The sequence below is a fragment of the Nocardia amamiensis genome, from assembly GCF_015477605.1.
GTDB lineage: Bacteria > Actinomycetota > Actinomycetes > Mycobacteriales > Mycobacteriaceae > Nocardia > Nocardia amamiensis_A.
Genome location: NZ_JADLQX010000008.1, coordinates 102,568 through 117,675, shown reverse-complemented (window position 1 = coordinate 117,675; position 15,108 = coordinate 102,568). Strand labels below are relative to the sequence as shown.

General features: G+C 68.5%; 12 protein-coding genes. 3 read left to right on the top strand and 9 right to left on the bottom strand.

The genetic code is table 11. The features are described 5' to 3' along the window. Nucleotides 1-164: 164 nt before the first annotated feature. The 4 genes from IU459_RS13290 to IU459_RS13275 form a co-directional block, all read right to left on the bottom strand. Complete coding sequence (locus tag IU459_RS13290; RefSeq protein ID WP_195129817.1) at nucleotides 165-368, bottom strand: cold-shock protein; 204 nt, start codon at nucleotides 366-368, stop codon at nucleotides 165-167. Nucleotides 369-717: 349 nt separating this feature from the next. Next, a complete protein-coding gene (locus tag IU459_RS13285) occupies nucleotides 718-1,275 on the bottom strand; it encodes a dihydrofolate reductase family protein (RefSeq protein ID WP_195129816.1) in 558 nt (185 codons plus the stop codon). A 51-nt stretch (nucleotides 1,276-1,326) separates the two neighbouring features. Next, nucleotides 1,327-2,493: a pyridoxal phosphate-dependent aminotransferase gene (locus IU459_RS13280; RefSeq protein WP_195129815.1), complete on the bottom strand. Its 1,167-nt coding sequence runs from the start codon at nucleotides 2,491-2,493 to the stop codon at nucleotides 1,327-1,329. 280 nt (nucleotides 2,494-2,773) lie between these two features. Further along, on the bottom strand, nucleotides 2,774-3,685 hold the full coding sequence (locus IU459_RS13275) for a sigma-70 family RNA polymerase sigma factor (protein ID WP_195129814.1): 912 nt from the start codon (nucleotides 3,683-3,685) through the stop codon (nucleotides 2,774-2,776). A gap of 103 nt (nucleotides 3,686-3,788) precedes the next feature. Here IU459_RS13275 and IU459_RS13270 point away from each other — a divergent pair, with 103 nt between their 5' ends. Both IU459_RS13270 and IU459_RS13265 read left to right on the top strand, forming a co-directional pair. Continuing rightward, complete coding sequence (locus IU459_RS13270) at nucleotides 3,789-4,367, top strand: GNAT family N-acetyltransferase (RefSeq protein ID WP_195129813.1); 579 nt, start codon at nucleotides 3,789-3,791, stop codon at nucleotides 4,365-4,367. 172 nt (nucleotides 4,368-4,539) lie between these two features. Further along, nucleotides 4,540-5,082, top strand: coding sequence for a class I SAM-dependent methyltransferase (locus IU459_RS13265; protein WP_195129812.1), 543 nt, complete (start codon nucleotides 4,540-4,542; stop codon nucleotides 5,080-5,082). Nucleotides 5,083-5,175: 93 nt separating this feature from the next. Here IU459_RS13265 and IU459_RS13260 read toward each other — a convergent pair whose 3' ends face one another. The 4 genes from IU459_RS13260 to IU459_RS13245 all read right to left on the bottom strand — a co-directional run bounded on the left by IU459_RS13260 (nucleotide 5,176) and on the right by IU459_RS13245 (nucleotide 11,822). After that, nucleotides 5,176-6,267 carry a 3-deoxy-7-phosphoheptulonate synthase gene (locus IU459_RS13260; RefSeq protein ID WP_195129811.1) on the bottom strand — a complete coding sequence of 364 codons (1,092 nt, stop codon included), beginning with the start codon at nucleotides 6,265-6,267 and terminating at the stop codon, nucleotides 5,176-5,178. A 477-nt stretch (nucleotides 6,268-6,744) separates the two neighbouring features. Further along, complete coding sequence (locus IU459_RS13255; protein WP_195129810.1) at nucleotides 6,745-7,215, bottom strand: carboxymuconolactone decarboxylase family protein; 471 nt, start codon at nucleotides 7,213-7,215, stop codon at nucleotides 6,745-6,747. Nucleotides 7,216-7,338: 123 nt separating this feature from the next. Continuing rightward, a complete protein-coding gene (locus IU459_RS13250) occupies nucleotides 7,339-8,217 on the bottom strand; it encodes an oxidoreductase (protein ID WP_195129809.1) in 879 nt (292 codons plus the stop codon). A 59-nt stretch (nucleotides 8,218-8,276) separates the two neighbouring features. Next, on the bottom strand, nucleotides 8,277-11,822 hold the full coding sequence (locus tag IU459_RS13245; RefSeq protein WP_195129808.1) for a non-ribosomal peptide synthetase: 3,546 nt from the start codon (nucleotides 11,820-11,822) through the stop codon (nucleotides 8,277-8,279). A 133-nt stretch (nucleotides 11,823-11,955) separates the two neighbouring features. On the opposite strand from IU459_RS13245, the gene IU459_RS13240 reads away from it, so the two are divergent. Next, nucleotides 11,956-13,575: a (2,3-dihydroxybenzoyl)adenylate synthase gene (locus tag IU459_RS13240; protein ID WP_195129807.1), complete on the top strand. Its 1,620-nt coding sequence runs from the start codon at nucleotides 11,956-11,958 to the stop codon at nucleotides 13,573-13,575. A 59-nt stretch (nucleotides 13,576-13,634) separates the two neighbouring features. Here the strand turns inward: IU459_RS13240 and IU459_RS13235 are convergent, their stop codons facing one another. Next, on the bottom strand, nucleotides 13,635-14,945 hold the full coding sequence (locus tag IU459_RS13235; protein WP_195129806.1) for a salicylate synthase: 1,311 nt from the start codon (nucleotides 14,943-14,945) through the stop codon (nucleotides 13,635-13,637). Nucleotides 14,946-15,108 lie beyond the last annotated feature (163 nt).

Genomic DNA, 15,108 nt, shown 5'->3' with positions numbered 1-15,108 from the left:
AGAATGTCTACAGTCGACAGTGCAGAATTTCTGTTGGTGGCAACGGGTGCCCGGCCCGGGAACAACCCGTACGTCCGGCCGGAGCGCAGGTGAATGCAGGGCGCCAACCGGCCTGGAAAAGCAAGAAACCCGCGCCGTGGCGCGGGTTTCCGGTGTGTCAGCTCCTAGATGGCGCGGACGCTCTGGGCCTGCGGACCCTTCTGGCCCTGGCCGATCTCGAACTCGACCCGCTGCCCCTCGTCGAGGGACTTGAACCCGGAGCCGGAAATCTCGGAGTAGTGAACGAAAACGTCGGGACCGCCAGCGTCTTGCGCGATGAACCCGAAGCCCTTTTCGCCGTTAAACCACTTCACAATGCCTTGCGTCATTTACTTGTGTTGCTTTCTGTAGCAAGCCGAGCGATCACTTCAACAGCTCGTACTCACCAGCGAGCATGTCACACTCCCGGGCCCTCATCACCATGACGTGAGGCAGCGCACGCCAACGCCGCCACCGAAGGCGACCGGTTGTGCCACGATCTGCGGCGCTGAACACGCGCCTCGCCAAGGCACCAGGCGCGAGAAAAGGGATGGGCCGGGATGGTGTTCCACTGGTAGCACGCCAACGCGGGCGGGCATGGCGAGGTACCCCGGTTCGAGGTCGAGAGCGCGACCCGATTCTTCGCCCGGCATCTCGGCCTGGCAGGCGCGTCATCGGCCTGACGTGGCCAGTCGCCACTCATGGCCGTGATCCACTGACGAGCCGGTAGTGCAGCTCGGCGAACTGTCCTGCCTGTTCGACCTTGGTGAGGCGCATTCGAGTGGACATGATGCGCCGCGGCAGCAGCGGTGCGCCCGATCCGAGAGTCACGGGAGCCACGCTCGCGACGATCTCATCGAGCAACCCCGCGTCGGCGAACTGACCGGCCAAGTCGCCACCACCGACGATCCAGATACTGAGATCGCCTGCTGCCGCGGCCATCTCGCGGTGCACCGACTCGACGGCTCCGGAGACGAATCGAAGGTTGGCGCCGGGAATCGTGGGAAGGTCCCGGTGGGCGAACACCCAGCACGGACGGTCGCCGTAGTACTCGCGCCAGTTCTCCGGCGAATCGTTGGCGAGGATCCACTCGTAGGTGGTCGCGCCCATGCACATCGCGCCGACCTGCGCGAGAAAGTCGGCGATGCCTGCCTGCGCCGCATCCGCGCCGTCCACCTCGAACAGCCAGGAGAGCGAGTTGTCCGCATCGGCGAGGAATCCGTCCAAGCTGGTAGCCGTGTAGTACTGGGTAGCCATGCCGAGCACGTTGCCAGCAAAACTTGACAGTTCACGGCAGGTTTTCGCAAATCACCCCAGACGCAACCGGCGGACGCCCTCCTCCAGCGTTTCGTCGCGCTTGCAGAAGGTGAAACGCACCAGGTGGTTCCAGGCGGCGGTGTCGTCGGCGAACACGCTGACCGGCACCGCCGCGACGCCGAGCCGCTTCGGCAGTTCCCGGCAGAACGCCAGACCGTCGGCAGCGCCGAGGGGCGTGATGTCGGCGCAGACGAAGTACCCGCCCGCGCTGGTCTGTACGCCGAGTCCGGTGTCGGCCAGCGCCGCGGATAGGCGAAGCCGCTTCTCGGACAAGGTATCCCGCAACTTCGCAACCCAACCCAGCTCATGGTTGATCGCGTGCGCGACCGCGGGCTGGAACGGACCGCCCGCCACGAAGGTCAGGAATTGTTTGGCCGCGAGCACGCCGTCGATCAGGTCTGCGGGGCCGCACGCCCAGCCGGTCTTCCACCCTGTGACGCTGAAAGTCTTTGCCGCACTGGACACCACGATCGTGCGATCGGCCATGCCCGGCAGGGTGGCCAAGCTGATGTGCTCGGCGCCGTCGTAGACCAAGTGCTCGTAGACCTCGTCGGTGAGTACGAGAATGTCGTGCTCACAGGCGATCTCGGCGATCGCCGCCAAGTCTTCACGGCCCAGCACCGTGCCGGTCGGGTTGTGCGGCGAGTTGACGATCAGCATCCGGGTCGCCGGGGTGATCGCGGCGCGCAGGCTGTCCAGGTCGAGGACGAATCGGTCGCCGTCGGCCACCAGTCTGGCGGTGCGCCGCCGTGCGCCGGCCAGCGCCACCGCGGCGGCGTAGGAGTCGTAGTACGGCTCGATGAGCACGACCTCCTCGCCGGGCTCGACCAGGCCGAGCACCGCGGCGCTGATCGCCTCCGTCGCGCCCACCGTCACCAGCACCTGCGCGTCCGGGTCGTAGTCGGTCCCGTAGCGGCGGGCGCGGTCGTCGGCGACGGCTCGGCGCAGTACCGGCACACCACGCCCCGGCGGGTACTGGTTGTGGCCTTCGGCGATGGCGCGGCGGGCCACTTCCAGCATGCTCGCGGGCCCATCGGTGTCGGGGAAACCCTGGCCGAGGTTGACCGCGTCGTGCCGGACGGCGAGTTCGGTCATCTCGGCGAAGATCGTCGAGGCGAAGGGGCGCAGGCGGGCAACAGTCTGGGGTCGCGAGGGCATACCCGGAGAGTAGTCCAGGAGCCGAGCTTGTTGCTAAGTGGTAGCTAGCCCCTCTTTCGGGCATTGACCAGGGCATTTATCTACAGGGGTTGTTCGCTGCTCCAATGGCAGCCAACCTCGCTCTGTTCTGGCGCACAGGCCGCGAGCAAATCTCGAAACGGAATTTTTACAGATTCCTACCCGGATCTGCCCGCTGTCGGACAAGTACTGCGTTCCCTGTGGCACTTGCCTCGTCGCTGGCTTATCAGCCGATGTCAGAACGGCGACAGACGGCCGGCAATCAAACCAGCCGGACCCCGACCAACTTCGCTGGATTCGCCAGATCATAAGTGCCCCAGACCAATCCGTCACAGACGGTGAACCCGACAACTCGGGTGGGATAACCCGCGCGACCGTCCTCGGCCGGACGCCCAGCGACCACGAGGCCCAATTGCCCGTTGACCGAGGCGAATTCGTAGACCGCGGGCTCGTCCTGGAGCCCGTACTTGCGCACCAGCCCCAAGTAGAAGCGGGCGATTCGATCCGCGCCGTGCAGGACGTTCACCGCGGTGGCCGTGGTGCCGTTGGCGTCGCCGATCATCACCGCGTCCGGGTGCAGCGCCGCCGCCACGGCGTTCACGTCACCGGAACCGAGCGCGGCGAGGAAACGCTGCACCGCCGCGTCGTGCTCGGCGTCCGGCACCGGCTGCGGCGTCCGCGCCACCGCCTTGCGGGCGCGCACGGCCAGCTGACGTGCGGCGTCGGTGGAGATGCCGAGAATGTCGGCGATCTCGTCGAACGGCACCGAAAGCCCGTCGTGCAGCACGAAGGCCACCCGCTGCGGTGGCGTCAGCGTGTCCAGCACGACCAGCGCCGCGAACCGGCACTCCTGCTTGCGCACCACCGCCTCCAGCGGGTCGGGCGCGAACGACGGCGTGCGGGTGGTGACCACGGGTTCGGGCAGCCACTGGCCGACATAGTTTTCCCGGCGGGCCGCCGCACTACGCAAACGGTCCAGGCAGATCCGGCTCACCACGGTGGTCAGCCAGGCCCGCAGATCCTCGATCTCGGATTGGTGCGCGCCCGCCAGCCGCAGCCAGCTTTCCTGAACCGCGTCCTCGGCATCGCCGACGCTGCCCGTCAGCCGATAGGCGACCGAGAGCAAATGCGCCCGATGTGACTCGAACAGGTCGGAAAGCAGCGCGGCAACCATCACGGGGAAGTCTACGGTCCGCCGATGAAGCGTTCCCGTGCGGTATCCGGGCGGCGGGTGATAACCGGATGATCACGCGGGCCATCCGTGACAGCATGGGCCGATGGACCATCAAGTGCTGACGAACGGAAAGTTCTGGCTGTCGGCGCCGACGATGGACGACGTCGACACCATCACCGAATGCTGCCAGGAGCCGTCCATCGGGGAATGGGTGACCATCCCGGTGCCGTACGTGCGCGAGAACGCGGTGACCTTCATCGAGGACATCGTCATCCCCGGCTGGGCGGCTCGCAGTCCGGTCTGGGCCATACGGCTGCGCCCCGACGGACCGGTCGTCGGCACGATCGGCCTCGGCGAACGCGACGAGAGCGCGGCCGAGATCGGGTTCTGGCTCGTGCAAGCGCAGCGCTCGCGCGGTCTGATGACGCAGGCGGTGAACCTGGTCTGCGACTTCGGATTCCGCGCCGACGGGCTGGGCTTGGAGCGGATCGGCTGGCGTGCGTTCGTGGGCAACTACGCTTCCGCCGCGGTCGCGCGACGCGCCGGATTCCGGTACGAGGGCATGTCCCGGCTTGGCAGCATGCATCGCGGCCGACGCCGCGACCACTGGTACGCCGCCCGGTTACGCACCGATCCGCCTGGCCCGGCCGACGGGTGGCCCGCCGAGTTCGGCTGCGTTTGATTCGCAGCGCCTGCGGCGCTGCGTGTTCGCGGCCCCCTTATGGCTCGCGTTCGAGCGACCGCCGCTGGCGACTTCGTCACGGACGCGACGGCCACTCGGGCGCGAGCCGGGAATGCTCGGTCTCGCTTCGCTCGAAACTCGGTGTGGTGCCGGTATGTCGTAGATTGCCAGGATGGCAGTCGATCAGCGGTTCACCTGGATAGTGCGGACCATGGACGTGCGGCCCGCCGACCGGGTCCTGGAGATCGGCCCCGGTTCCAGTGAGTCGATCGCCTGCCTCGCCGAACAGGCGACCGACGGGACGATCGTCGGTGTCGAGCGTTCCGCAACGGCGATCGCCCGCGCATCCAAAAAGCATGCCGCGCACCTCGATTCGGGCCGGGTCCGCCTGGTGCACGCCGACCTGGCTAACGTGGACCCGGACCGGCTGCTGGCCGAGATCGGTGACGGCACAGAAGGTTTCGACAAGATCCTGGCGGTGAACGTCAACTTGTTCTGGACGAAGAAGCCCAGTGCCGAGCTCGCCCTGATCCGGCGGCTACTGGCACCGGGCGGCACCCTGTGCCTGTATTACGGCTACGGCACGCCCGACGCGTCGGAGCCGGCCAGTCCGAAACCGGCTCCGGGTAAGCTCACCGAGCATTTGGCCGAGGCGGGCTTCGAGGTCCGCATCATCTCGTCCGGCGATCTGCTGGGGTTGATCTGCTCGGTCTGATTCGCGGTGCCCGCAGGGCTCGCGCCTGAGCGACCGCCGCCGGCGACTTCCTCGCGAAAGCGACGGCCACTCGGACGCGAGCCTGGTGCTCGATCAGCGCGCGCGACGCTGCCGCACCGCGTCCGCCAGCCGGTCCAGTTGACCTGCGGTGGTCTCCCAATCCAGGCACGCGTCGGTGATGGACTGGCCGTAGGTGAGTTCGGTGGCGCGGCCGAGGGTGAGGTCCTGGCGTCCCGCGACCAGGAAGCTCTCCAGCATCACGCCGACCACACCGGCTTCGCCCGCGGCCAGCCGGTCCGCGATGTCGGTGACCACGTCCACCTGCTTGTTGTGGTCCTTGTTGCTGTTGCCGTGGCTGGCGTCCACGACAATCCGCTGCGGCAGCGACGACTTCTCCAGCCGCAGGCACGCCTCGGCGACCGAGGCCGCGTCGTAGTTCGGGCCGTTGCTGCCGCCGCGCAGGATCACATGGCAGTCCGGGTTGCCGGTGGTGCGGATCAGCGCGGAACGGCCGTCGAGGTCGGTGCCGGGGAACACGTGACTCGCCGCCGCGGCGCGCACACCGTCCACCGCCACCTGGACATCGCCGTCGGTGCCGTTCTTGATGCCGACCGGCATCGACAGCGCGCTGCTGAGCTGCCGGTGCACCTGGCTGGCCGCGGTACGCGCACCGATCGCGCCGTAGGACACCAGGTCCGCGATGTACTGCGGGGTGATCGGGTCGAGGAACTCACACGCCACCGGAAGCCCGAGCGCGGTGATGTCGACCAGCAGTTTGCGGCCGAAGCCCAGACCGGTGTTGACGTCGAACGAACCGTCCAGGTGCGGGTCGTTGATCAGGCCCTTCCAGCCCAAGCTGGTGCGCGGCTTCTCGAAGTAGACCCGCATCACCACGTGCAGCCGATCGTCGAGTTCAGCGGCCTTGGCCGCGAGACGGCGGGCGTAGTCCAAGGCGGCGGCGGGGTCGTGCACGGAGCACGGGCCGACGATCACCATGAGGCGATCGTCGGCGCCGTTCAGCACGTCCACGGTGGCCTTGCGGCCCGCACGGACGGTGTCGGCCAGGGCATCGGTGATCGGATGCACGCGACGCACCTCCGCCGGCGAGCGCAGCGGGCTGATGTTGAGGGTGCGTTGATCGTCCAGATCGGAATGCCGAGCGTCGACGTCGGCTGCGGTTGTCATGTCGTGGGTTTCCTTTTCTCGGGGCCGACCCACGGACGTGATACCCGTCGAGCCGGTCCATCATCCGGCTCGGGGTGGAGTGTTGTCAGCGCACGTGGTTGCCGCAGACCAGCCCACCCAGGGCCGGCTTGCTAAACCAGAAATACACGTGCTGCACGTCAGGCACAGTACCAGGCCGCTACCACCCCGTGAACGCGGAGTGGTGCGTGTAACGCTGTGTTTGTTTTGCAGCGACTTCGTCGCTGCGTGTTCGCGGCCCCCTTGTGGCTCGCGTCCGAGCGACCGCCGCTGGCGACTTCGTCGCAGACGCAGCGATCGCTCGGACGCGAGCCGGGCCGCGAACGGGCAACGCTCGGTCTCGCTTCGCTCGAAACCTGGAGTGAGGGTGGTGTGGCTGCGTTGCGCGGTCCATCGCGACGCTGGTGTTCGCGGCGCGAGCCTTACCGGCGCGGTTCGCGCCGAAGCTCCGGCGAGCTTCTACCCCCACTGGCCGGGGACATAGTCACCCGCGGGGGTGCGGACAATGACGTTCATCCGGTTCCAGGCGTTGATCGTCGCGATGGCGGCGATGAGGGCTGCGATCTGGTCGTCGTCGTAGTGCTTGCGGACCTCCTGCCACACCGCGTCGCTGACGGCGCGGCCGTCGCCGATGCGGGTGGCCTCTTCGGTGAGCGCCAGCGCGGCGCGCTCGGCCTCGGTGAAAACGGTGGCCTCGTGCCAGGCGGCGACCAGGTTGAGCCGCACGGTGGTCTCGCCGGCGTGCGCGGCGTCCTTGGTGTGCATGTCGGTGCAGTAACCGCAGCCGTTGATCTGGCTGGCGCGGATCTTCACCAGCTCGTAGGTGGCGGCGGGCAGGCTGGAGTCGCTGATCACCTTGGAGGCCATGGTGAGTCGTTTGACGAAGCTACCGGCGACAGGGTTGGCGTAGAGATCGAAGCGGCGTTCCATGATGTCCGTCCTTTGTTCTTCCCGTTGGGTTCACAAAGACGACGGCACGGTGCGCCCCGGTGTGACATCGCGTTGCGTGAGCTGGGTCACATGCCAGGATGGTCGAGCGAAGAAGGCGATCGGCTACTTCGAGAAGTCGTAGGTGACGCCGGTCAGCTTCTCCGACAGCTCCCACAATTCGCCCGCGACCTTCTCGTCCTTGGACGCCTTGGACGAGCCGGACGGCTCCGGGTAACCCCGCATGCCGCCGAACCCGGTCGGGCCGTAGAAACCGCCCGGCTCCACGTCGGCGGTCGCGGCGTACAAGCTGGGCAGTGCGCCCATCGCGGCGCTCTGCGCGAGCAGCCGGTTGCCCAGCGCCATCACCTTGTCCTGGAACGATTCGGTGTGCGACTGCAACTCGGTAGCCGCGTAGCCGGGGTGCGCGGCCACCGAGATCTTCCGCGAACCCGCCGCGGTGAGCCTGCGCTGCAATTCCCGGGCGAACATCAGATTGGCCAGCTTGGCCTGCGCGTAGGCGGACCAGCGCTGATACTTGCGCCGCTCCCAGTTGAGATCGTCCAGGTCGATCGTGCCCATCCGATGCGCGCCGCTGGATACGGTGACGATCCGGTCGGTGATCTTGTCCAGCAGCAGCCCGGTGAGCGCGAAGTGGCCGAGATGGTTGGTGCCGATCTGCCGTTCGAATCCATCGGCGGTGCGCCCCTCGGGCAGCGCCATCACGCCCGCGTTGTTGATCAGCACGTCGGCCCGGTCGACGCCATCGGCGAACTCGCGCACCGAGGCCAGATCGGCCAGGTCCAGCCTGCGCACCTGGGCTCGATCCCCGAGCTCGGCGGCCACTCGCTCACCTTTTGCCAGGTTCCGGCAGGCCAGCACCACCTCGGCTCCCGCCCGGGCCAGTGCCCGCACCGTCTCGGCCCCCAGGCCGCTGTTGGCACCGGTCACGATGAACGTCCGACCGCTCTGGTCGGCCAGATTCGAGGTGTCCCACCTGGTCATGGCCGCAAGTCTAGTCCGAGCTCGTGCCACACGACGGATTCGGAAACAGCGGTGCGCCGCTACGTCTGGGCGAGGATTTCGTCGTCCGACATCGCCGCGACCTCCAGGTAGAGCGCGGCTACCGTGTCCAATCGTCCTGCCGTTCCCTGCTCGCGTTCTCGATCGATCATGCGCGCGGCCAAACCCTCGACGGTCCGCGCAGCGAACAGGTCCGCGACTACCGTTCCGGGCGCGTCCAGCCATTCCCGCACCCGGGCGATCACGGCGGTGGCCAGCACCGAATCGCCGCCGAGGGCGAAGAAGTCGTCGGTGACGCCGACCTGCTCGACGCTCAGCACCGTGGCGACGACGTCCGCCAGCGCCCGCTCCAGATCGTTGCGCGGCGCGAGGAATTCGATGTCGTCGTCGCCGCGTGCCAGCACCGCGTGAATCGCCTTGCGGTCGGGCTTGGCGTTCGGGGTCAGCGGCAGGTCCGGCAGGATCTCCATCCGCGCGGGAAGCATGTAGGCGGGCAACAGATCCGCGACGGCGTCCAGTACCGCCGCCACGGTCGTCTCGGCGCCCGGCCCGAGCACCACGGCCGCGGCCAGCTTGGGCGCCGCGGTTCCGACCACCGCCGCGATCGCGTGACGCACACCGGGCACGGACCGTAACGCGCTCTCCACCTCACCGAGTTCCACGCGGTAGCCGCGGATCTTGACCTGATGGTCCGCGCGGCCGAGGAACTCCAGGCAACCGTCAGGGAGGTATCGAGCGAGATCGCCGGTGCGGTACCAGCGCATGCCGTCGTGGACGACGAACCGCTCGGCGGTGCGCTCGGCATCGCCGCGGTAGCCCGCCGCGACGCCGTCGCCGCCGATCCAGAGCTCGCCGGTCACCCAGTCGGGGCAGTCGTGGCCGGTGGGGCCGACCACCCGGCACCGCACGTTGCGCAGGGGCGTGCCGTACGGCACCGCGCTCCACTCCGCCGGAACGTCGGCGCCGACCACCTCGCAGATCGTGGAATGAATCGCGGTCTCCGTGGCGCCGCCCAGCGCGACGAACCGGCAGTCCGGCGCCACCTGCGCCAATCGGCTCGGCAGGGCGACATCCACCCAGTCCCCACCGAGCAGCACGGTGCGCAGCGAGTCCAGGCGCGCGCCCGCCGCGGCGGCGAGCAGCATGTCGAGCAGGCTGGGCACGCAGTTGACCAGCGAAACACGATGGCGGCGAACCAACTCCACCCATTGCTCGGGCTCGCCGCGCCGCGCGTCGTCGACCGTCACCACCGCGCCGCCCGCACCGAGCAAACCGAAGATGTCATAGACCGACAGGTCGAACTCGAGCGCCGAGAGCGCGAGGCAGCGGTCGGCCGCGCCGAGGGCGAAACGCTCGTTCAGGTCGTCGATGGTGTTCATGGCGGCCCGATGCGGTACCTGCACGCCCTTCGGCTTGCCGGTGGAGCCGGAGGTGAACAGCACATAGGCGATGCCCTCGGGCGAACCGAAGATCGGACGCGGCAACGGTTCCGGATGACGACGTGCCGCGGTGAGGGCGACGGTCCGCACCCCGGGAATCTCCGCGCCTTCGACGGTCAATACGGCGACACAGTCACCGGTGCGTAGGATCTCCGCTCTCCTGGCCGCGGGCTGATCGAATCCGATCGGAACATAGACCGCCCCGACGGCGAGCACACCGAGGACGGCCACGATCTGGTCCGGTCCCTTGGGCAACTGCACGGCGACCGAATCACCCGGCAGGACACCGGCTTCACGCAGGGCGCCCGCGACGGCCAGCGCTTCCGCCGCCAACTGTCCGTAGGAGATCGCTCCGTCCGGCTCCCAGAGCAGCGCGGGCGCGTCGGGTTCCGCCGCCGCGTTCGCGAAGAATCCGCTGTGCAGCAACCGTTCGCTCACCGGACCCGAGGTCGCGTTGACCCGCGCCCGGGTGGCCGCCTGCTCGACCGGAATCCGCAGCGTCGCCTCGGCATCCCAGCCCGCCGCCCGCTCCCGCGCGCCGTCGCCCGCCAGGCGGGTGATCGCGTCGATGTAGCGAGCGAACATCGCGTCGATCACACCGGGCGGAAAGGCCGCTTCACGCACGTCCCAGTTCAGCAGCAGACCGCCGCGCACCTCGGTGATCTGCGCGTCCAGCAGCACCTGCGGGCCTTGCGAGATGATCCACACCGGCTCACCGAAGGTCTCGGTGACGACGTCGGCGAACAACTCCCCGAGGTTGAGGGCGCTGGTGTAGACGATCGGCGCGAGCACGGGCTCGCCGTGCAGGCGGCCCAGATCGCGCAGCACCTCCAGGCCGGAGTACGCGGCGTGCGCACCGGCGGCGTGCAGACTGGCCTGCAAGGCGCGGGCCCGCTCCGTGACGGTGGCCGGCTCGGTCACGTCGACCTCGAGCAGCACGGAGGAAGTGAAGTCGCCGACCACCCCGTCGACCTGTGGATGCACCGGTTCGCGGTGGAAGAGGGGCAGATTCAGCAGAAAGCGCCGTTGCGCCGACCACGCTCCGATGGTCTCGGCGAACACGGAGGCCAGCGCCATGGCCGGAGTGATGCCGCGGGCGTGGGCGGCCCCGAACAACCGCGTTCTGGCCTCCGGGGTGAGCCACCGGTGATAGCGCACCGTCCGGCTCGTGCCCGAAACACTCTGCGCCTGCGGCAGTTCCGGTGCACCGGGCAGCTCATGAAGTCGCTGTTGCCACCACTCCCGGTCGCGCTCGTGCTCGGCGCCGCGTCCGTTCGCCTGATCGGCGAGGTATCGCCGGAAGGTGTACTCCTGCTCTGGAAGCGACTCACCGTGGTATAGGCGCGCCAGATCGCCGACCAAGATGCGATAGCTCATCGCGTCGGCGGCCAGCATGTCCACATCCAGATGCAACCGGGTACGCCCGTCGGCGACCAAGGTCAGGGCGATGTCGATGACCTGACCGTCCTCGACGGCCATCCGCTGGTGCGTCTTACGCTCGCGCAGCGACTCCAACGCCTCCTGTGCCTGCGCCGGCGGCAGTGCGCGCAGGTCGGTCAACGTCCACACCGGACGGCCCGGACGGGCCATGGTCTGCTGGGTGCCGTCCGGCAGGAAGCGGCTCCGCAGCATCGGATGCCGCCGCACCAGCGCTTCGACCGCTCGCTCCAAGCGCTCGGGATCCACCCCGGCGCCGTCGAACTCGACATACAGGTGCGCCGCGACGCCGCCCAGCTCCTGCGACTCGGAACGGCCGATCCAGTAGGCGTGCTGCATCGGCGCGAGCCCGAAGGGGGCGTCGTCGTCCTGCTCCGCCGGTTCCGGCCGCGGCTCGGTGGGCGCTTCGACGGCCTCCGGCTCACCCGCACCGCCGAGCAGTCCGTGCCAGCCGTCCACGGTCGGGCTCGCCGCCAGCAGCGCGAAATTGATGTCGATGCCGCGCTTGCGCCATCCGCCGGCCAGCTTCATCGTCCGGATCGAATCCAGGCCCAGCTGGATCAGGTCGGCGTCGTCGGCGATCGAGTCGGCAGGGATGCCGAGTTGGCTGGCGATGGCCACGCGGATTTCGTCACGTCCCACTACCGGCCCCGCGGCTGCCACGTTTCCCGGTTTCCCCGCCCCGTCCCCCGGTCGCTGTGCTGACTGCATCTGGCGCTGCCACTCCTTGGTCGCCGCCGAAACCGGCGGATCGAGACTGCTCGGCGGGTAGCCTATCGCATTGAAATAGGGTTGCCTAACCTATCTAAGGTAACCCTCGGCTCGACTATCTGTGAGGCAGACCGTGACTTCGACACCCCTCGCGTCCGCACCGCATCGCGACGGCTATGTCCCCTTTCCCCCGCACACGGCCGCGAAGTATCGAGCCGCCGGGTACTGGACCGGGCGCCCGCTCGGTGATCTGCTGCGCGCGACCGCACGCCGGCATCCGCTGCGCCCCGCGCTCCTCGACGCCGAGGGCCCGCGCACCTACGCCGACGTCGACGCCGCAGCGGACCGGATGGCCCACGGGTTGCTCGCGCTGGGCATCGCACCCGGCGACCGGGTAGTGGTCCAGCTGCCGAACGTGCCGGAGTTCCTCACCGTGCTGGTCGGGCTGTTGCGGGCCGGGATCATCCCCGTCCTGAGCCTGCCCGCGCACCGGCGCGCCGAGATCGAACACTTGGCGGGGCTTTCCGAGGCGGTCGGCTACATCGTCGCCGACCGGGTCGGCGATTTCGACTATCGCGAACTGGCCGCGACCGTGCGCGACGCGGTGCCCTCCCTGCGCCACGTCCTGGTGCTCGGCGATCCGGGCGCCTTCACGGACCTGCGCTCGATCCCGCGCGAGGGCGGCGAGCTGCCCGAGATCGATCCGGCTGATATCGCGCTGATGCTGGTCTCCGGCGGTACCACGGGACTTCCGAAACTGATCGCCCGCACGCATGACGACTATGTCTACAACGCAACCGCAAGCGCCGCGGTATGCGAACTGACCGAAGACGACGTGTACCTCGCGACCCTGCCCGCCGCACACAACTTTCCGCTCGCCTGCCCGGGCATTCTCGGCACCCTCGGGGTCGGCGGCGCGGTGGCCTTCGTCAGTGATCCGAGCCCGGAGAACGCGTTCGCCGCGATCGAGCGGCACGGCGTCACGGTCACGGCGGTGGTGCCGCCGCTAGCCCAGCTCTGGTGCGCCGCCACCGAATGGGAAGCGGCCGACCTGAGTTCACTGCGTCTGCTGCAGGTCGGCGGCGCCAGGCTCGCCGAGATCAACGCCAAGGAGGTGACTCCCGCGCTGGGCGCGACGCTGCAACAGGTGTTCGGGATGGCCGAAGGCCTGCTCAACTACACCCGGCTCGACGATCCCGTCGAGTTGCTGCACACCACCCAGGGCAGACCCCTCTCCCCCGACGACGAGATCCGCGTGGTGGACGGCGACGGCGACGAAGTCCGGCTTGGCGAGGAGGGTGAGTTGCTGACCCGTGGCCCGTACACGATCCGTGGCTATTACCGGGCACCCGAGCACAACGCGCGCGCGTTCACCCCGGACGGCTTCTACCGCAGCGGAGACCTGGTGCGTCGGCTGCCCAGTGGTCATGTCGTGGTCTCCGGGCGAATCAAAGACGTGATCAACCGCGGCGGCGAGAACATCTCCTGTGACGAACTCGAGGAGCACCTGCTCGCCCACCCCGCGGTCCGGCATGCCGCCGCCGTGGGACTGCCCGACCCCGCGCTGGGCGAAAAGGTCTGCGCCGTCCTGGTCGTCGACGGCGAAATGCCTACTCTGGCCGAGATCAAGACCTTCCTCGCCGCTCGCGGGCTCGCCACCTACAAACTGCCTGACGTACTGCGGCGCAGCGACCAGCTGCCGATCACCGCGGTCGGCAAAATCGACAAAAAAGCCCTGCGCGCGGAGGCGTGAGCAGCGCTGGGCCGAAAAGCCGACGGGCAGCGCACTATCGGTGCGCTGCCCGTTCACGCTCAGGCCTCGACCACGTAGGGCGCGATGCTGCCCAGCTTCTCGCAGGTCTCCTCGAACTCCCGCTCCGGCCGAGACTGACCGACGATCCCGGCGCCCGCCCGCAGCCAGGCGCCCTCGGCGTTCTGGTACACCGCACGCAGCACGAGCGTCGCCTCCATCGCGCCGGTCGGCGAAATCGTCAGCACCGCACCGGAATACAGTCCGCGCGGATCGTGGTCCAGCCGGAACACCGAGTCGACCCCCTCGCGCTTGGGAATACCGGAGGCGGTGACCGATGGGAACAGCATTTCCAGCGCGTCCCAGCTGGACCGGTCGGCGGCCAGCCGCCCGCGCACGGTGGACGCCAGGTGTTGCACGCTGCCGCGCTCACGCACGGCCATGAAATCCGACACCGCGGGCGTGCCGGGAGCGGCCACCGCCGCGATCTCCGCGAACGAGGTCTGCACCGAAATCGCGTGTTCCACGATCTCTTTCGGATCGGTGATCAGATCCGCTCGTGCGGCCAGGTCGGCCGCGGCGCCGCGACCGAAGGCGCGGGTGCCCGCCAGCGGCTCGGTGGTCACTACGCGGTCGTCGTCCACGGACGCGACCAGTTCCGGGCTGAAGCCCGCCGCCTCCAAGCCACCGAGCCGCAGCAAGAACGACCGCGCCGGAGTGTTGTGCGCGCGCCCGAGCCGATAGGTGGCCGGAACATCGACCGGGAACGGCAAGTCGACCTTCCTGGACAGGATGACCTTCTGGTACCGCCCCGCCTGGATCTCGCCTACCGCCTCGGCCACCCGATCCCGGTAGCCGGTCGGATCGATGCGGATGTCGGTTCGATGCGCTGTCGGCAGTTCGGTGTTCTGCGACTGCGCGATCAGATCATGGATGTCGCCGGTCTCGGCAGGGGTCGCACCGGACACCCGGACACCGAATTCGCCCATGCGAACCTCGATGCGGGGAATCATCAGGTGCGCCAGCGCGGTACGCGGGTCGAGGTGCTCGGTCGCGTCGAGCGCCCACGCGCAGAACTCGAATCCGATCCAGCCGTAGGCGTTCCGCCCGTCGAGGGGCAACGTGCCGAGCGCGCGGTCGATCACCCCGGCCGGGTTTCCTTCCCAGCCGCCGGTCGTGCTCTGCCCCGCCCACGTGACTCGCAGCTCGCGCACGTCCAGTTCGACACTGCCGAGCGGATCGGCGGCGAACACCCATTCCCCCGGACGCTCGTACATCACGTACTCGCCGAACCGCTCCGAGGCCGCCAGCTGGGACATCGCTGCCGCCGGATCGGTCACATACTCAACCCGCAGGCGTTCCGTGGTCGACAACGATCCTCCAAAGGTAACCCTGACCTAACTTGTGCAGGTAAGGTTAGCATTACCTGCATAGCAGCACCGATGTGCTCGCGGCCTCAATCGGACAACCGTCCGGATCAGTCCATGGCCCCGCGCCGGAGACAAGCCCTCGAAGGCGCTGCTCACCGGGGTTGGG